A 17,910-nucleotide genomic window follows, 5' to 3' on the forward strand; every position below is an offset into this window, starting at 1 on the left:
CCCCCGCGTTAAAAATACGGTTTGGCTTATTTTAACATAAGCCGCAGAAAAATTAACGGTTCTGCCAAATGCTTAATGCACCCTTACGTGTCGACACATATAATTGATTGTCAATTACACGTAGTGAACGTACTTCACCACTGGTTTTAGAACGACCAACCAACTCACCTGTCGCTGGGTTGATTAAGTGAAGTACACCATCCAGATCACCAACCACAAGGTCTTGACCTAACATCACTGGGTTACTCAAATTACGATTAAGCAATTGGTCATTTTCCCACAATGTTTGACCAGTGGTAATTTCATAAGCCACAATTTTACCATCAGTTTGTGTCACAAAGACACCATTGCCCGCAACTTCAGGACGCTGAATGCTGCTCGCATCATTGCTCCAGATCACTTGTTGTGAGGCAAGATCAAGCGCTGTCACTTGGCCTTGGTAACTGGTGGTAATTAAAAATTGACCTGCTACAGTCGGTTCACCGTCAATATCAATGAGACGTTGTACATCTGAACGACCGTCTGACACTGCAACACGACGCTGCATTTTCGGAATACCGCTCAATGCATCAATCACATAGATATAGGCATTTGAAGAAGCGATGAGAACATGACGCGCATCGAGTGATACCGGTGCTGCCATACCACGTAAACTAAACTGCACATTTGGCAAGTTATAGGTCCAAGTTTGTTGACCCGTTGCCACATCGTTTGCGTATACCGTACCATCATTGGTAACTGAAATAACGCGACCTGCTTGAATCAACGACGGTGAAAGTAACGCACCGGTTAATTGCGCTGTCCACTTTTGTTCACCTGTTGCCTGATCTAATGCAAATAATTGACCTTTTGCATTACCAACAACCACAATTCCGTCAGCTGCTTCTACACCTGCAGTCAAACCTTGTTTAGAGATTTTCTTCTGCCATAAACGCTCTTTGCCTTTGTAGGCTTGAACTTCACCATTAGGATTTACGCTAAAAACAACGCCATTATCTGCATCCATACGTAAACGTAGTGGATCTGCTTCTTCAGTTGAAGCCACACTGTTTGAAAATACAGGTGCTAAAGTTTTTGCCTGTTCCAATTTTGGTAAAGGATTTGGTTTTACTTTTTCTACTTTTCCTTTATTTGCACAACCAGCCAAAGCAAGTGTTAAAACTGTCAGCGCACAGGTAATTTTGTATTTTCTATTCATTCAGTTGCTTCCACTTGTGTATCTATAATCGGACGTTCAATTTCAGGATCATCAACTAAAACGCCTACACTTTCGAGTTTAATTTGTAAAATTTGACGTTCTTCTTGTCGCTCAACCAAAGCTTCCCATGCACTTTGATAAACTTTCTTTGCATTTTCGATATCATTTTTTGCAACATAGACATCGCCACGGGCTTCATCTGCAGTTGCTTGAAAAGCAGGTTCTTTAACCGCTTCTAAAGTTTTTAATGCTTCATCAAATTTCTTTTGTGCCAATTGTGCATACGCCAAACGTAATTTCACCAATTGAACTAAGCCTGCATCATCAACTTTTGAATTTTCAACTTTTTTCAAAGCTTTTTCAGCGTTGGCATAATCCGCTTTATCATACGCCAATTTTGCCATAAGCAACTGAGTTTGGATGGCTTGTGGCGAATCTGGCGCTTCTTTTACAATTTTATCTGCAGTCGCAGAAAGTTGTGTAAAAGCGTCACCCGTCGCCGACTGAGCATCATCCATTAACTGCTGGACTTTGGCTGTTTGCATTTGTGATTCAGCCAAAGTTTTCTTCTGCCAGTATTCCCATCCGAAAAAGGCAATCAACGCAATTAAAATGCCGCTAACAATGGCAGAGCCATATTTTTTAGCAAACGATTTTAAATTATCAAGTTGTTCTTCTTCACTCAATGCGCTCATGAAATTACCTTTTTCCTTATGTTATAGGGATTATTTTGAAGAAATTTTTTCGATAATGAAGGCAACAAAGTCTGCCACATTCACTTCGTGTTGTTCTGCAATCGCTAGCTCTTTCACCAGCACTTGCCCTGCTGCTTGCTCACGTTCACCGTAAATCACAGCAAATAAAGCACCCGATTGGTCAGCTTTTTTCATTTGCGATTTCATTGAACCTTGTGAACCAACTTTTAAGCGAATGTTACTACCCGCTGCTTCAAGTTGATCACGTATTTGTTCAGCAAGCACCAACGCTTTACCTTGAGTTGCAGGATCTGAAACCAAGAATAGCTCACAGTCACGCACTGGGGTATTGTCTTCCACTTGTTCAAGTAGAAGAAGCAAACGCTCCATACCCATTGCAAAACCAACAGCAGGCACCGACTGGTCTGCTTTACCTTTAAGCTGACCGACTAAACCGTCATAACGACCACCAGCACATACCGTTCCTTGAGAACCTAAGTGTGTAGTTGTCCATTCAAAGACCGTTTTATTGTAGTAGTCGAGACCACGAACCAATTTTTGATTGATCACAAAACCAACACCAGCGTCAGTCAAATACTGCTGCAATTGGGCAAAGTGAGCCAACGTTTCTTCACCCATAAAGTCGTGAAGTTTTGGCGCATTTTCCAAAATGCTTTGTGTTTTCGCATCTTTAGAATCCAAAATACGCAGTGGATTTGTGGTGAGACGACGCTGAGAATCTTCATCTAAGTCATTTTTATGTGACTCTAAAAATTCAACCAATGCCGCACGATAGGCAGAACGTTCATCAGACTCACCTAATGTATTGAGTTCTAATTGAACTTTATCTGCAACGCCCATGCGTTTCCACAAACGCGCAGTCATTAAAATCAATTCTGCATCTTGATCTGGTGTTGCAACACCAAAGGTTTCTACGCCAAATTGATGGAACTGACGGTAGCGACCTTTTTGTGGTTTTTCATAGCGGAACATTGGGCCGACATACCATACACGCGGTGTAGCACCACGAAGTAAGTTATGTTCAAGCATTGCACGTACACACCCTGCTGTTCCTTCTGGACGCAAAGTCAAAGACTCAGGCGGATTACCTTTGTCTAAGAATGTGTACATTTCTTTTTCAACGATATCCGTTGCATCACCAATAGAACGTTTGAACAGATGAGTCTGCTCCACAATCGGCAAGCGAATTTGCTGATAACCATAAGCATCCATCAGGCTAGATAGATGCTGTTCTAGACGTCTCCATGCAGGACTTTGCGTAGGGAGAATGTCATTAAAACCTTTGATTGCGACGATTGAACTCATGATCTACTCAGAAAAACTTGTGCGAATAATCTCTTTAGCTTTAGCGTCTTCAAGATCGCTAACACGTTGACGAACCATCGCTTCGATTTCGTCAACCAACTGATTTGTGTCAATTAAATGGCTCTTTTCGCCATTACGATACACCAGTGAACGCGGACTTGCACCTACTACACCAATATCGGCTTCTTTGGCTTCACCCGGACCATTCACTTTACAACCAATCACCGATACATCCATTGGGGTACGAATATCTTCTAAACGCTCTTCCAATGTTTGCATGACTTTGATGACATTAAATTCTTGGCGCGAACAACTTGGGCATGCAATAAAGTTAATGCCGTTTGAACGTAAGCCCAATGATTTTAAAATATCAAAGCCAATTTTGATTTCTTCTTCAGGCTCTGCGGCCAATGAAATACGCATGGTGTCACCAATGCCTTCCATCAACAAACCGCCTAAAGCGATAGCAGATTTGACTGAACCCGTGCGGTAGACACCTGCTTCAGTCACACCTAAGTGTAATGGGTTATCAATTTGTGCAGAAAGTAATCGGTAAGCATCCATAGTCAGGAATACATTCGATGCTTTGACTGACACTTTAAATTCATGGAAATTTAAACGGTCTAAAATATCAATATGGCGCATTGCAGATTCAAGCAAGGCCTGACCTGTAGGCTCACCATATTTCTTTTGAATATCTTTTTCCAGTGAGCCGGCATTGACACCAATACGCATAGAGATGTCATTATGTTGTGCAGCAGCTACTACTTCACGAATTTTAGCTTCTGAGCCAATATTACCCGGGTTGATACGCAAACAATCTGCACCAAGGTCTGCAACACGTAAAGCAATTTTATAATCAAAGTGAATATCGGCAACCAATGGCACTTGCACACGTTTACGAATTTCACCAAAAGCTTCAGCAGCTTCCATACTCGGTACAGACACACGCATGATGTCTGCGCCTACATCAACGCAGCGCTGAATCTGTGCCACGGTCGCTTCGACATCACAGGTTTCAGTATTGGTCATACTTTGGATGCTGATCGGCGCATCACCACCGACATACACCGAACCTACTTTAATTTTACGCGTTGGACGGCGCTTAATTGGATTTTCAATCATTGTTCAGTCTGCTCTGTTGTCCCTTAACGTGATAAACGGAAATCTGCTTTGCCGTTTACGGTATATGGTGACAATGAAATATTTTCATTATTTAAGCTTAATGACACTGCTGTTGCATCATCCAAACGAATTTGGAATGGTGTTTCACCGTTTAAGTTGAGCGTCGATGCTTGACGACCAGTCGCCAACACCTTACCCGTCGAATCAACAATATGTACTGAAGTCGGGCTACTAAAGGTCAATGTCAATTGATCACCGCTGACTGTTGCATTCCCGCCATTCATCTCGAGGACTTGAACTTCTGAAGCGACTTCACTGGTCACAGCGTCTTCATTATCGCTGCCCGAGGTCATGCCCTGAATCGCTGCCACGATCGCACCAATGACCACCAACACCGCCAATGCAATCAGACCACGTTTGATCCATTTACGATTACGGTCACGGTTAGAACCGGGTAATTTACCCATAATTTTAATCGGTGAATTGTTTAACGCGTGATTTGGCAACAAACCCGTATCGTTAGCATAAATATCATCAAAACGTTGAATGATATTGGTTGCATCAACTTTTAAATATTTGGCATAAGTGCGGTAGTAACCTTTAATAAAGGTCGCTTCAGGCAATGACTTATAATCATCTTGCTCAAGTGCAGTCAGTGTTTTTAATGGAATATTGAGTTCTGATGCGACAGCTTCAAGTTCCAGTTTTTGCGTAATACGTACTTGACGTAAATACTCACCTGGGCGTTGTACATTTCCTAATGCATTTGGAGCTACGCTCGAACCATTCGATTGCGGTGAATTAGGATTTACTTCCATACGGCCTCAGTACTGTACTGTAATTGCAAATAGCGTTGGTATTCAGGACTTTCTGGGAACAAAGCACGTAACTGGTTAACCAGTACTTGCATACCCAAATTGTCGCCATTGGCACGCGCTGTTCGAATGCCAATCCAGAGTGCGCGCGCACCCTGATTTTTTTGTCCTACTGCACGTACAAATTGTTCATACATTTGTGTGGCAGCAGGGAACTGCTGATTCAAATAAAAGATTTCAGACAACTCTAACATTGAAACATAGGAATCACGATTAGCCTGCAAAGCTTGTTTGAATGATTTTTCAGCATTCGCCACATCACCCACTTTCAGGTAAATTCGACCTAAATTTTCCAATGCTTTGAAACGTTGATCATAACCTAAAGTTGAACCTGCGATGCTGAACTGTTCAATCGCATCATTATAGCGCTCAACTTGGTATAAATACGTACCGTAGTTGTTACGCGCTTGAGAATTTTTTGAGTCTGCTGAAATTGCACGCTTAAAATAACTATCTGCTTTTTCTAAGTTGGCTGGGCTGCCTTCTCGTTGTAGTAAGACACCCATCATCATATTGGCTTGGGAATCGCGAGAATCCACTTCTAAAGCCTGATCTAATGCGCGTTTAGCAGAGTCCAAATCCCCTGCTTTCAGATGTTCAACAGCCAATTGCGTTCTGATTTTTACGGCTTTCTCTGGGTCTTTTTTCCCAATCTCAGGCGTTTGACATGCTGTTAATGCCAAAACCGATGCACATAAAGCTGAAACGAAAGTGAACTTATACGTTAACTTTTTCAATTGGCTGCCTCTTTATTATCCTTGTGAGCGCAGTATCTCATTTTGCTGCGCAACTTTCTTTTTCCATTGCTCCGCACGACGAGTACGGTCAGCAACTTGCCCCACGAGTTGTCCACACGCAGCGTCGATATCATCACCACGTGTCTGACGAATCGTACACACAAAACCGGCATCAGACAAAGTTTTTTGGAAAGAAATAATACGGTTACGGCTTGAACGACCGTATGGCGCATGCGGGAACGGGTTAAACGGAATTAAATTAATTTTGCTTGGTAAGTTTTTCAACAGCTTTAACATTTGCTGTGCATGTTCAGGATGGTCATTTACACCATCTAACATCACGTATTCGATGGTCACATGTTTACGTGAACTTTCATTGCCATCTTTGGCGATATAACGCTGACAAGCAGCAATCAATTGTTCCAACGGATATTTTTTATTGATCGGAACAAGTTCGTTACGTAGTTCATCATTTGGCGCATGGAGTGAAATTGCCAAGGCTACATCAATGTCTTGTGCCAATTGGTCAATTTTAGGCACCACACCTGATGTTGATAAAGTCACACGACGCTTCGACATGCCATACGCAAAGTCATCCAACATGATACGCATTGAATTCAATACAGCATCATAGTTCAACAACGGCTCACCCATGCCCATCATCACCACGTTGGTCACTGAACGTTCACGATCCGCAACTGGCACATCTTCCATATAAGAGAAGTTCGCCATCCAAAGCTGTCCAATAATTTCAGCTTGGCTCAAGTCACGTTGAAAACCTTGTTTCCCAGTTGAACAGAATGAACAGTCCAGAGCACAGCCCACTTGTGACGAAATACACAAGGTCTTACGTGCGCCGGTTTTATCTTCTGCAGGAATGAGCACGGTTTCAACCAATGAACCTGCACCATCACCTACACGGAACACCCATTTACGAGTACCGTCTTTTGAATAATTTTTATGCACCACTTCAGGCGCTTTAATTTCACAAATCTTTTCTAGTTTTTCACGCAATTTACCAGAAATATTGGTCATTTCAGCAAAATCAGTCACGAAGAACTGATGAATCCATTTCATCACCTGCCCAGCACGGAATTTCTTCTCCCCCATTTCTTCGAAGAATTTTTCCATTTGCGGACGTGACATGCCCAGTAAATTCACTTTCTCCACAGTATTTTTCTGCGTCGGAGCGGATGGAGATTGTTGCTGTGCATCAGAAACAGCTGATGTAGCGACTACTTCAGTACTCATGTGTAATTACCTAAACCATGTCTAAAGATCAAAGGAGAAGCTCAGTTATTGAGCAAAGAATTATTCAGAGAATAAAAAAACCAGACAAGCAGTATACCACTTATCTGGTTTGAATACTTCGAATTAACGAGTACGTGGAGCGATCTCAGTTTGAGCGAAGAAGTAGTTAACTTCACGATCAGCAGATGCTACAGAGTCAGAACCGTGAGCAGCGTTTTCGTCGATGCTTACAGCGAAGTCTGCACGGATAGTACCAGGAGCAGCTTCTTTAGGGTTAGTTGCGCCAAGGATTTCACGGTGAGCAAGAACTGCGTTTTCGCCTTCAAGAACTGAAACTACAACTGGACCAGAAGTCATGAATGCAACTAGGTCACCAAAGAAACCACGTTCTTTGTGCTCAGCGTAGAAGCCTTCAGCTTCAGCTTGAGTCAAGTGTTTCATTTTAGTTGCAACGATTTGAAGACCCGCTTTTTCGAAACGAGCAAAGATGTCGCCGATGTGGTTTTTAGCAACTGCGTCTGGTTTAACGATAGATAAAGTACGTTCAATAGCCATGAGAGGCTCCTTAAGTCAATTTGACGTGAAAAATTTGCCGCATTATACCGAATAATGCGCTATTTTCTGCTTTTGCTATACAAAAAAATTGCTTTTTTCGATGTAGGGATTAACTTGCCTCATCAATCCAGGCCATCTGAATTCCCTCAAGCAGACCTTCAGTCGACTTTTCAGGGTCATCAGTGAAATTTGGCAATGCACATACCCATGCATGTAGGTCAGTAAAGCGAATCCATTGCGGATCAACATCAGGGTGAGCTTCATACAGCTCAATTGCGATATCAATGGTATCTGTCCAGCGTAAACCCATGGGTCTTCCTAACATCGTCTATAGAATGATGGCTTACTTTAACAAATTTCAGCAATTGGACGTGATAAACCCTTTTAATTTTTTTATTACCAGATTTTGCAATTGTGATGTCCACATCAAACTATAAAACCAAACCCAAAAGAGGTGCACAGAGAATAATCGCCGCACCCACTGCAGCACCTATAGCAGCACCGACAGCAACATCACTCGGGTAATGCAAACCTAAGATCATGCGAGATAATGCCACCAATAAGCTAAAAGGCAACATTAAGACCAACAGCATGGGTTGAATATAGCCCAGCACTGTTGTTGCCATGACCGCATGTAGAGTATGCCCCGATGGAAAACTAAAATGATCTAGAGGGCGTTCACCTAAGCGAATCACTTGATGCACTTGGTACGGTCTTGGGCGCACAGTTTTCTTTTTGAGGAGTTTATAGATCGAGGTGCCGACGAAACCACCCAGTAATATATAGACGATTTGTACACTGTAATACATGCCCTGCACGATCCAGACCGTCGCCAACATGACATACCAAAACACACCATCACCAAGTCTACTCACCATTTTAAATATGTCAGCGACAACTTGTTGATGCGAAAAATGATTGAGATAAATACAGCCTTTTAAATCGAGATGCAGCATTCTTGTTTTTGCATTTTTAAAATTCATCGCTAATCTCCTATCTACAGTCAAAGCCTGACTATGTTGGGGTTGAGCTAGATTTGTGTTGTTATTTTTACAAGTTGAGATCTGTGTTTGACTCAGCTTAAGTTGTCTTTTTGACAGTGCAATGATGCTTTGATGACAGTTCAATGAATATTGGTTATGAGGATGCTCAACCAGTATATAACCAATAGCGCTAGCTCCATTGGCTCATCATGGCTTGATCCACCACGCGATATAGCGCTTGCTCAAATTGCTGTACGGGATATTGCCATCCAATTTTAGCAGCGTCTTTTGCCGCCTCGATGCCCATGGTTTTTAATTTAGCGCGTTGCGGCAATTGCTGCATAAGACGTATAAATTCATCGGTTCGAGATAAATGACATAACCATCCCGTTTGCTGATTTCTCACGTGCAGTTGGGCACATGCAGCATTATATGCAATCACAGGCAATCCGCTAGCCATCGCCTCCAAAACCACATTACCAAAGGTCTCAACCTGACTTGCGAAAACAAAAACATCCGCACTGGCATAGGCTTCCGATAAAGCCTGACCACTTAAACTTCCCATAAAAATAACATCTAGGGATTTTGCCAGTTGCATTAGTCGTTCACGATCAGGCCCATCACCCACAATGACCAATTTCGTTCGTGCATCCATAGCCAACATCGAACGGTAGGCAGAAATCAAAACATCCACTTCTTTTTCAGGAGATAGCCTTCCGACATAGAGCATCACGCGGGTATGTTCATCTGCTTGCCACTGTTGTCTCAGTTCTGCTTGATAGTGTGAGGGAGAAAATCGACTATGGTCCACACCTCGCCCGACCACCACCAATGGGCAACTAAAACCTAATCGATGCAAGGCATCTGCAGTATCTTGGCTCGGTACACAGGTGAGTTGAGTATTGTTATGAAACCATCGTAAATAATGTTGTACGGGCTTCATTAAAAACGCTAAATCAAAGAAGCGACTAAAATCATGAAAGGCCGAATGAAAACCACTGGACACAGGAATCTGTAAAGAACGCGCCAGTTGAAGCATAGCAAAACCCAAAGGCCCTTCAGTGACTATATGCACAATGTCGACTTGGGCTTTTTTTAAAGCTTTACTGAGTTTGATCAGTTGCGGCCAGCCAAATTGTAAACCTGAATATTTAGGAATCGACTGCGCTCGAACCAAACACTCTTGATCAGGCCTGAAATCCTGACAACTTTCGGATTGTTCAGGGCGTATTAAAAAAATTGAGTTGCCTTGTTGCTGCAAGCCTTTACACAACTGCAATAAAGAATGTGCAACACCATTAATTTCTGGGGCCCACGTATCTGTCACAATGGCGATTTTTAGACCTGGACGGATTAAGGTTGAGACCGTTTGCACATCCATTCGTGATTGCATATGCTTAAATTGGAATTGAAAGCGTGCAGGTTCATCCTGCATACGCCCCAAATTGATAGCCGATTCTGTCATGATCTTACATGCTTCTTATAAATGTATATCCACAGTTTAAGCAGCTGTTTTTTGCATTTTGATGATTTTTTGATGACAGTTTATTGAAAGAAATTATCTTATTTCATCTACAAAATCATGATTTATCCGTAATTTTTAATCACTTTTAAAATCGTCTGACCCGCACGAGAAGTAATTTGCATATCTGCGTTCATCCGCTCTAAACGCCCACTCATACTACGAAGCCCCACACTCAAACCGGCTTGATTAACCAGATCCACATCAAACCCCACACCATTGTCTTCCACTTCCATTATCAATGCCGAGTTTTCATAATAAATCCGAATCTGCACCACGGTCGCATGACTATGCTTCACAATATTGGTTAATGCTTCTTCGGCTACACGCTGTAAGGTTAAACATTCCAATGGGGTAACATCCACTTCCCATTTTGCAGGAACTGACCATTTAGCGTGTATATCGAGCTCATCAAATAACTGATTAAAACGGTGCCTAAAGGGTGCCATCCATAACAAAGGGGTTTCAGGCAGTTTAGTGCCTAAACTAGGACCACTATCAATGATCTGTCGTAAATCATCTCTTAAAATTTTCAACATCGATAAAAATTGTGGATTGGTCAGATCTTTGGCGCTCTGCTCAGCCTATGCCATTAATCGCAATGATCGAGCTGAGCCATCATGTAGGTCATGTGCTATTTGAATACGCTCTTGCAAGCGAATATTTTCCATTTCCAACTGATAATGATTGTGTAAAATGTGTATTTACTCTCATTTGTTTGTGCGACCAGTGTGGCCAAAGTGCCATTAAATTTTTCAATTCGTCTTACACTTTTAGTCAAGCGTAGTGCAAAAAAAATCGCCACACCCAAAGTAGTTTTCGGGGAAGCATATGCTGAAATCAAATTTCCTTCATTTCTGACTTTATATGCATAGCAGAAAATTAAGCTACTTAGATTAAAGCCCAAGATTCACCTAAATATCTATCATCAAGCTTCAATCTAGCGGTATGAACGAAATCAGCACTCCGCATATAATCACCTTGGGCTTGAAATAAATTTTGTCGCTAAGCAACTCAAAACACCATATTTACAAAGACTGTATCGCGGTAGATTCCTGCTGGTGTCGTTGCATTCACTCGCTCCACCAAACGCACAGCAATCACATAGTTATTTTTGCCAGCGCCTTGCTCGGTAGAAACATTCCACAGATTTTCCATCGCACCTGAAACAGTCATCCGTGTTTTGAGCTTAATCGGGCCATTCGTCACAAAACTACTGCCCGAAGTATCCTGCAAATTACGGCTATTAAAGCGTATGCGGTATTTACCGGAACAATCGACACTAAATGAACTTGCCGCTTGACTATTATAGTAATTCGCCAAGCGCATATTGGTTTCACTGATTCGTCCCATTTCACAACGACTCGGCGCTGCAAATGTCATTGAACTAAATAACGCTGCTGAGATGAGTAAAATACTTTTCATTGGAAATACTCCTTTATTTACACTGCAATGTAATTAATTCAGGAGTTTGGTTTTCTACCTTTTTCGGCACTGTTAAAGCTGTTTGGCAAGATCGACCACCACTGGTCCTCACCGTCAACTTGTAGTAGCCTTCAACCAAACCATATAACATTACCGTGCCATCTGAACCCACTGGATAAACATCAGCTTCTGGGGTATCAATTGCAACTTCACTTCCTGCCACAAATTGATGACCTTGTTCATCCAATATTTTGACCAATATTTGTTGTGTATCAAATACTGAAAAATTAATGTTATAACCACGCTGTCTTAACGCAACTAAACGATGTGCAGCATTCGGAACTTTGCTTTCGATCGGCAATTGGTTTTCATCGAATGAAATATCGTAATTAATATAAGGAACGATATCGTGTACAAAGGCATAGCCTTTTTTATTGGTTTTCGCGACTGGAGACATTGATCGCATGACATCAATATCTTCACGACCACCAACATTCACTAAAGCAAAAGCATTATCGACAAAACTGGTCAATGCGTATTGACCACCCAACCACACCATAGCGCCACGGTAGCCAACCTGTGTTGTTGAATCATTTTCACTATAGAGATGACTTAGGGTTAAATCACCAACATTAGTGGACAAACCACCATAGGCATTTAATACCGTTTCATCATTACGATAATCCACACCTAGCGCATAATTTGCACCATATTCACCAAATGCATTTTGGATGAAACGTACACCGCCGGATTTATTGGTACCTGCATCAGCCTGAATACGTTTACCACCACCAAAATTATAAGAAAATGTAATAAAAGCACCTGAGTCATCGCTATCACCAAATTCTTTAAAATAATTGGCGGTATACATTAAATTCTGTGTGATTTCGCGACTCACACCCACTGTGAGCATTTTGCGATCCTCTAATTCAAATAAAGGATCATTAGATTCATACTGGGTTTGTTCGATATAGTTCAGGTTTAAATTTTGAAAGAATGGGAAATTAGCAAAACTCAAATACGCCATATTTTCAAATTTTGGAAAAATATGATTATCTTCATAACCTAACGCCCGATAATCATTTGTAGCGTAGCGTGAACTCACACCAAAATTGAGTTTCCCGAAATTACGACTAATAGCCAAACCTGCAGAATAGCCATCGTCATTATCGGTTTTACTGCCTAAAAAAATACTGTCTAAAACAAACCATCGATTGACCGCTTGCGTCCATAGCAGTCCTGCATTTTTTACTTTGTCACTATAGGTAGCACTTGCACCCAACGTGGTACGACTGGTGACACCTCTACGCCAATAGGCTGAACTGAAAAAATCGCGATAATCACTATTTTCTTCGTCATAACTGAAGCGTAGTTTCCCTAATGAAATGTTGTAATCATTTAAGTCTTCTTTGAGCAATTTACTACTAATTAACACCGGGAAGCTTCGAACAGTGGTATTCCCCAAGACATCTTGTACAACCATTTGCGCTGTACCTGCACTTTCAATATTGGCACCTGTTTGTAAGTTATAATCTCCAGGTGAAATCTTTTTCTGATAAATATTTACGCCATCAATATATAAATCAACAGTCGAAGGTAAAACTGCACTACCTTTTAGACTTGGAATATTCCAATACACAAAATCTGGACGTGACGTATAGTCTGTACCAAAACTCAAACCACCAAATCGCACACCATGAATTAATGCGCTATAGGCAGAGGTCGTATCACCAATAATCAGCTTGGTCGCACTTTTGGAGAAATCAAACTCAAGACTACTATTTAACCTTACAAATTTTTCTTCACGATAATCATCCCCTTTATTATTTCGATAAAAGGCATTATTTCTTAAAATCCAATTGTCTTTAAACACCCCAAGTTCAGGCAGTACACCAAAATTATTATGTTGAGTGTTATTTTCAAAGTGCATTTCATAATTGAGAAATGCACCAAAATTTGCAGGCATCGGCTGACTGATTAAGGCATCCGTTTCTAGCCCAAAGAAATATTTTGATGGAAGATTAATTTTGATAGCTTGCAATTGAGGATCAAATCCAGAATGAATATCTTGATCCGTTACCAAACAAAATGAATTTTTAGTTGCATGTCGTTTCAGAATTTCTACTTTAATTTGCAGCTTATCAAGATCTGCGCACTCTATATAAAACTTGTTATTTTCAGTCAGTAATAATACTTCGCTCTTGCGGTCTACTTCGTTTACCCAAATACTGGTTGGAAATAAATCATCAGGCATATCAACAGCTTCTGCATGAGCAGAATTAGCACATAAAATACAATATAGAAGCAATGTAATTCTATTCATAGCCACTACTCAACTAAATTAAACTCCAAAGGAGTGTCACCTTTATCTGTTTCCACAACGACTTTATAATTACTAGCGCCTTGTAAAGAAACACTCCCGATGTCGTATTGGTTTTTACCTAATGCCAATAAATATTTCATATCGGAAGATTCAGCGACTGTTTTCTTGCTTTTATCGATGACATAAAGTTTTTGGATTTGAATGTGTGATTTTGCTAAATTTTCAACCTGAATAATGGTGCGACCATTCGATTTTTTAGCAATAAATTTCAAATAAGCGGGTTCTTGTTTGCCGACAAAAAATGGCACATTAATACTTAATAACAGTGCAATTTTCGATTCAGAGTTCGTCACTTGAGGTAGCTCAGTATAAAGAATACGCCATGCTTCTTCTTGTTGTAGGTTCATACTTTCTACAGATTGAGTAAAACCCACACGAACCATTTGTTTTGAATTTGGTTTTAAAATAAAGTTCTTCGGATTGATAATAATATTGGATTCAGGTGAAAGAACATCTTCCCCTGCGGCATTTTGAGTCCATTTAAATGCTTGAGCCTCAAAAATACGTGGTGTCTCATCATCCCCTTTCGACTCCAAAGTAAATGTCGCACTGCGTTGTTTAGATTTATCGGTTAAATATAACTGCACAGGGCTAATTGAAATACCTGCAAATATTTGAGGACTCAATAAGCAAGTCATTAAACTAAATGAAACGACTTTGAATAAACTTTTCATATACCCACCCCAGTACATTTAAATATTATTATCAATTCAAAAATAAAAAGAAGTTGACCCTAACTGTGTAGAATCAACTCCCTAAATTTGGATTAGTAAGCTACTTTGATATATAAAGTATCTTTGTATGTACCAGCACGTTGAGTACCTGAAATTGTATTTTTTGGAGCTACAGATACAGCAAAGTTATCAACGCTCATACCAGTTACAGGTGTAGAACCGATTGGATAATTCACACCACCTTTTGAAGTCGTGATTTTTGTAAATACTTTGTCACTAGTGGTTTCATGTTTTACAAAAGTATCTGCACTTGAACCCGCGTTTAGCGTAGATAGATTTAATGTATATGGAGTGTTCGTTGTAACTGTAAAGCCACTAGCACCCCTATAACTGTCTTCAACGAGTTTGATGTCTTTACCTACCAAAAGCTCACATGCTTTAAGAATCTGTAACTCGATGTCGATTTCGCCTTCACACGGCGCACCGCCACATTGTTTAGATTCTTTTTTACCACCAGCGATTGCAGATGTTGCTGGAAGTGCTACGAACAATGTTACAGATAGTACTGCGGTTAAAATTTTAGATGTAGACATTTCACTTCTCCATTCTCATATGAGATTTATTAGTATGTGCATCAAAGGATATTTGTTAAGAAAAACTAATTAATCTTACTTTCCCTAGGTGCTGATTCATTCTTAATCATGTGGAGAAAAAAAGAACCTAATGTGGAATATTCACACGAATATTAATGTAATATTATTTTTTACGAATATTTAAATTATGTGGCTGTAATATATTAAATATTTTTAATTTTTATATTTTTATTTAATTTTTCTCTTTATCCCAAATTTTGGGGATTTTTTTCATATCCCTATTTTTTGGTATAACATATCTTATTGTTTTTATTAAATTTAGTAACATTAAAAATAATATAGGCTGTTACATATTTCACCAAATATTTGTGAAATAGTTCAAAATAATTTTCAAACAAACCAATACTACGTGAATATTCAACTATATTAATAGTAAAGACCGATTAAATTTAAATTTTAAATAGAATCTCGAATGTATAATCACCACTTTCAGGTATGTCTTTTGAAACGCAATACAAGAATTACGTCACCAAATACTGAGCCTTTGTATTAAATTACAGGTTTTGAAACACGTCTTAGTTTCCAATGTTAAGCTTTTGTAAATCATATTTTCTTTCTTGAAATTTCAGTTTTTGTTTTTCAAATTTTTAGAATCTCATTTATTACGTGAATTATCACATATATAGAAATTCCCTCCCTCTCTTTCAACACTCATTTTACTTTGCTTTTTTATTCAAAATACGGACTACCTCTTTTTAAACTGCCTGAATTCTTCTTTAGAAAATTCTATAAATAAAAAAAGCCCCAAGTTATGGGGCTTTTTAAAAAATTTAACTTACTCACTGACTGGATAAAGCAATCCTTGATCGACTCGAAAGATTTGACCTGATCCAAAGTCGATCTGCTGCAGCTCTCCTTTTAATTTTGGGAAGCCAGCAATTTTCTCCAATTGCGGTGAGCGTTGAAAATTCTTCGTTTTAGGATTGTACATCCAATAAATAAATCGCTTATCTTCTATTTTTCGACCATCAGAGGTATCCGAAAGTACAACATCATAGTATCCATCAAAGTTTACATCTAAGAATCCCATACTATTCCCAAAGGCATTAAAGCCTTGTAATGACTGTAGTACCTCGCCATTTGACTTATTAATTACATCTACGCGTTTTAGTGACTTCCCATAAGGTTGGTCTGCAGATTGCACCCCATAAAACTTAAACAGCAGGATAGGTTTATCTGCAGCTTTAAACGCAGGTTCAAACTGTAAATAACTTGTAGATGGTGGTACCGTTTTTTCCATCAGTTCAGCTTTAAACGAGCCTGTATTTGCATTCAATGTTCCTGCTAATCGATAAGCAGTTGCCGCACTTTGTTCAGTCCCAACATTGACTGAATTCAGATCTATAAAATCAGCTTTTTGAGTCCCTTTAAAGTTAATTTGTTTGGGCTCTTGCAGATCAGTCAAAGTCCCGTGCGGATTCCATATACCAGCATACAAATCTAAGAAATAGCGTCCTTCAGTCGAGCGAAGCATCCGCTGCATGGATATCCGAACATCAGGTAAATGCTTTTGTGCTATCTCAGCATCTTGTGCAAAACTAATCACAGGTAGACAAAGAGCGAGTAAAAAAGAGAGTTTTGACATTTTCATTGCAATTACACACTCCATGCAGCATGAATAATGCCTACTCTATCACAACCTAAATTCAACTCAGCTGACACAAATATAGGAGTTTTGAAACCACCCATGACTCAAAACCATCAAATTAAATTTGATTCGCTTTTAAAGACCATGTTTCCAAATCTAATGAAATGCATTTCAAACCAATATTAGATTCAATACTTAGATCTTTCAGTAATTCAAACTGATCTACCTCTTATGATCAATTACTGGCTTCACAAGCTCTTGCTTTCTTCTAAGATCAATATATGCATTTTTCCCAACATATACTTCAACAAAGGCTTCTTCAGGCAATTTTAATGTATAAATATTGGACGTGTTTGCAATAGGACTCTTTGCCAAAGTTGGTCATTGATATATGCATGTGTTTTTGTAGAAAAATAATACCCGAATTGAGCATCTCTAATATTTTTTACAATACTTACTTCCTCTTCGTATGCCCATTCCTGCATTTTATAAAGCAAACCATGCTTTATTAAAACCTCTTTATTAAAACCTCTTCATTATCCCAATTTAAAATATTTGAATTTCCTACCGACATTAATTTTTCAACACTTGCCACATTGGCCTGCTTCGCGCTGTTTTTAAATATCTCAACTCCCCTTTTGTTGAAGGAATAATAAATTGATCACCATCTTCAAAACCTGCTTTGCATGTGTCTATTCCGATCACAACACCTTTTTTAACTATCCCCATAATGTGACCAGATGAGTAGATTTAAAGCAGTTCTAGTCAAACTTAAAATCACATACTTTCTAGAATGTCAACGGCATTCTAAAATTGACCCCTTTTACCTTTCAAATGGCAAAGTAAAATTGACCCCTTTGATCTCGTATTAAGTTTCAACCTGGGGCTGAATCCCAATTCTTTTTTTATCCTTCAAACGA

Annotated in this window: 18 protein-coding genes; all 18 read right to left on the bottom strand. The window is 39.7% G+C overall.

Going from position 1 to position 17,910, the window contains the following annotated elements:
• Window positions 1-52: 52 nt before the first annotated feature.
• On the bottom strand, window positions 53-1,198 hold the full coding sequence (bamB, locus tag FTU38_RS13230) for an outer membrane protein assembly factor BamB (protein ID WP_078189607.1): 1,146 nt from the start codon (window positions 1,196-1,198) through the stop codon (window positions 53-55).
• Window positions 1,195-1,893, bottom strand: a complete 699-nt coding sequence (locus FTU38_RS13235) for a tetratricopeptide repeat protein (RefSeq protein ID WP_180073271.1) — start codon at window positions 1,891-1,893, stop codon at window positions 1,195-1,197. The genes bamB and FTU38_RS13235 overlap by 4 nt, the downstream gene beginning before the upstream one ends.
• Window positions 1,894-1,923: 30 nt before the next feature.
• On the bottom strand, window positions 1,924-3,219 hold the full coding sequence (gene hisS / locus FTU38_RS13240; protein WP_180111468.1) for a histidine--tRNA ligase: 1,296 nt from the start codon (window positions 3,217-3,219) through the stop codon (window positions 1,924-1,926).
• Between the two features lie 3 nt (window positions 3,220-3,222).
• Complete coding sequence (gene ispG, locus FTU38_RS13245; protein ID WP_180011668.1) at window positions 3,223-4,344, bottom strand: flavodoxin-dependent (E)-4-hydroxy-3-methylbut-2-enyl-diphosphate synthase; 1,122 nt, start codon at window positions 4,342-4,344, stop codon at window positions 3,223-3,225.
• 23 nt (window positions 4,345-4,367) lie between these two features.
• Complete coding sequence (locus FTU38_RS13250) at window positions 4,368-5,162, bottom strand: RodZ domain-containing protein (RefSeq protein ID WP_180111470.1); 795 nt, start codon at window positions 5,160-5,162, stop codon at window positions 4,368-4,370.
• Window positions 5,153-5,956, bottom strand: a complete 804-nt coding sequence (gene pilW / locus FTU38_RS13255) for a type IV pilus biogenesis/stability protein PilW (RefSeq protein ID WP_078189612.1) — start codon at window positions 5,954-5,956, stop codon at window positions 5,153-5,155. Before pilW ends, FTU38_RS13250 begins: the two co-directional genes overlap by 10 nt.
• A 15-nt stretch (window positions 5,957-5,971) precedes the next feature.
• A complete protein-coding gene (gene rlmN / locus FTU38_RS13260) occupies window positions 5,972-7,207 on the bottom strand; it encodes a 23S rRNA (adenine(2503)-C(2))-methyltransferase RlmN (RefSeq protein ID WP_168378458.1) in 1,236 nt (411 codons plus the stop codon).
• Between the two features lie 123 nt (window positions 7,208-7,330).
• Window positions 7,331-7,762, bottom strand: coding sequence for a nucleoside-diphosphate kinase (gene ndk, locus FTU38_RS13265; RefSeq protein ID WP_078189614.1), 432 nt, complete (start codon window positions 7,760-7,762; stop codon window positions 7,331-7,333).
• 109 nt (window positions 7,763-7,871) lie between these two features.
• A complete protein-coding gene (gene iscX / locus FTU38_RS13270) occupies window positions 7,872-8,072 on the bottom strand; it encodes a Fe-S cluster assembly protein IscX (RefSeq protein ID WP_078189615.1) in 201 nt (66 codons plus the stop codon).
• Between the two features lie 121 nt (window positions 8,073-8,193).
• A complete protein-coding gene (locus tag FTU38_RS13275) occupies window positions 8,194-8,745 on the bottom strand; it encodes a phosphatase PAP2 family protein (protein ID WP_168378457.1) in 552 nt (183 codons plus the stop codon).
• Window positions 8,746-8,935: 190 nt separating this feature from the next.
• Entirely contained in the window at window positions 8,936-10,213 is a 1,278-nt protein-coding gene (locus FTU38_RS13280) for a glycosyltransferase family 4 protein (RefSeq protein ID WP_373684001.1), read from the bottom strand.
• Between the two features lie 119 nt (window positions 10,214-10,332).
• Window positions 10,333-10,806 (bottom strand): sensor histidine kinase, encoded by a 474-nt coding sequence (locus FTU38_RS13285; protein ID WP_180111474.1) that lies wholly within the window; start codon window positions 10,804-10,806, stop codon window positions 10,333-10,335.
• A gap of 475 nt (window positions 10,807-11,281) precedes the next feature.
• A complete protein-coding gene (locus tag FTU38_RS13290; protein WP_180007213.1) occupies window positions 11,282-11,692 on the bottom strand; it encodes a hypothetical protein in 411 nt (136 codons plus the stop codon).
• 13 nt (window positions 11,693-11,705) lie between these two features.
• Window positions 11,706-14,015 carry a fimbria/pilus outer membrane usher protein gene (locus tag FTU38_RS13295; RefSeq protein ID WP_180111476.1) on the bottom strand — a complete coding sequence of 770 codons (2,310 nt, stop codon included), beginning with the start codon at window positions 14,013-14,015 and terminating at the stop codon, window positions 11,706-11,708.
• 5 nt (window positions 14,016-14,020) lie between these two features.
• On the bottom strand, window positions 14,021-14,749 hold the full coding sequence (locus tag FTU38_RS13300; protein WP_180005391.1) for a molecular chaperone: 729 nt from the start codon (window positions 14,747-14,749) through the stop codon (window positions 14,021-14,023).
• Between the two features lie 92 nt (window positions 14,750-14,841).
• Entirely contained in the window at window positions 14,842-15,342 is a 501-nt protein-coding gene (locus tag FTU38_RS13305; protein ID WP_180111478.1) for a hypothetical protein, read from the bottom strand.
• A gap of 835 nt (window positions 15,343-16,177) precedes the next feature.
• Window positions 16,178-16,993, bottom strand: coding sequence for a hypothetical protein (locus tag FTU38_RS13310; protein WP_257225724.1), 816 nt, complete (start codon window positions 16,991-16,993; stop codon window positions 16,178-16,180).
• Window positions 16,994-17,563: 570 nt separating this feature from the next.
• Window positions 17,564-17,719, bottom strand: a complete 156-nt coding sequence (locus FTU38_RS13315; protein WP_180066162.1) for a hypothetical protein — start codon at window positions 17,717-17,719, stop codon at window positions 17,564-17,566.
• Window positions 17,720-17,910: the final 191 nt, after the last annotated feature.

Origin of the sequence: Acinetobacter sp. YH12098 (genome assembly GCF_013419235.1) — a bacterium.
Classification (GTDB): Bacteria; Pseudomonadota; Gammaproteobacteria; order Pseudomonadales; family Moraxellaceae; genus Acinetobacter; species Acinetobacter amyesii.

Excerpts from the sequence above, each read along its gene's own strand:
- bamB (WP_078189607.1), bottom strand. The coding sequence starts at position 1,198 with ATGAATAGAAAATACAAAATTACCTGTGCGCTGACAGTTTTAACACTT.
- FTU38_RS13235 (WP_180073271.1), bottom strand. The coding sequence starts at position 1,893 with ATGAGCGCATTGAGTGAAGAAGAACAACTTGATAATTTAAAATCGTTT.
- hisS (WP_180111468.1), bottom strand. The coding sequence starts at position 3,219 with ATGAGTTCAATCGTCGCAATCAAAGGTTTTAATGACATTCTCCCTACG.
- ispG (WP_180011668.1), bottom strand. The coding sequence starts at position 4,344 with ATGATTGAAAATCCAATTAAGCGCCGTCCAACGCGTAAAATTAAAGTA.
- FTU38_RS13250 (WP_180111470.1), bottom strand. The coding sequence starts at position 5,162 with ATGGAAGTAAATCCTAATTCACCGCAATCGAATGGTTCGAGCGTAGCT.
- rlmN (WP_168378458.1), bottom strand. The coding sequence starts at position 7,207 with ATGAGTACTGAAGTAGTCGCTACATCAGCTGTTTCTGATGCACAGCAA.
- ndk (WP_078189614.1), bottom strand. The coding sequence starts at position 7,762 with ATGGCTATTGAACGTACTTTATCTATCGTTAAACCAGACGCAGTTGCT.
- iscX (WP_078189615.1), bottom strand. The coding sequence starts at position 8,072 with ATGGGTTTACGCTGGACAGATACCATTGATATCGCAATTGAGCTGTAT.
- FTU38_RS13275 (WP_168378457.1), bottom strand. The coding sequence starts at position 8,745 with ATGAATTTTAAAAATGCAAAAACAAGAATGCTGCATCTCGATTTAAAA.
- FTU38_RS13285 (WP_180111474.1), bottom strand. The coding sequence starts at position 10,806 with ATGTTGAAAATTTTAAGAGATGATTTACGACAGATCATTGATAGTGGT.
- FTU38_RS13290 (WP_180007213.1), bottom strand. The coding sequence starts at position 11,692 with ATGAAAAGTATTTTACTCATCTCAGCAGCGTTATTTAGTTCAATGACA.
- FTU38_RS13295 (WP_180111476.1), bottom strand. The coding sequence starts at position 14,015 with ATGAATAGAATTACATTGCTTCTATATTGTATTTTATGTGCTAATTCT.
- FTU38_RS13300 (WP_180005391.1), bottom strand. The coding sequence starts at position 14,749 with ATGAAAAGTTTATTCAAAGTCGTTTCATTTAGTTTAATGACTTGCTTA.
- FTU38_RS13305 (WP_180111478.1), bottom strand. The coding sequence starts at position 15,342 with ATGTCTACATCTAAAATTTTAACCGCAGTACTATCTGTAACATTGTTC.
- FTU38_RS13310 (WP_257225724.1), bottom strand. The coding sequence starts at position 16,993 with ATGAAAATGTCAAAACTCTCTTTTTTACTCGCTCTTTGTCTACCTGTG.
- FTU38_RS13315 (WP_180066162.1), bottom strand. The coding sequence starts at position 17,719 with ATGGGGATAGTTAAAAAAGGTGTTGTGATCGGAATAGACACATGCAAA.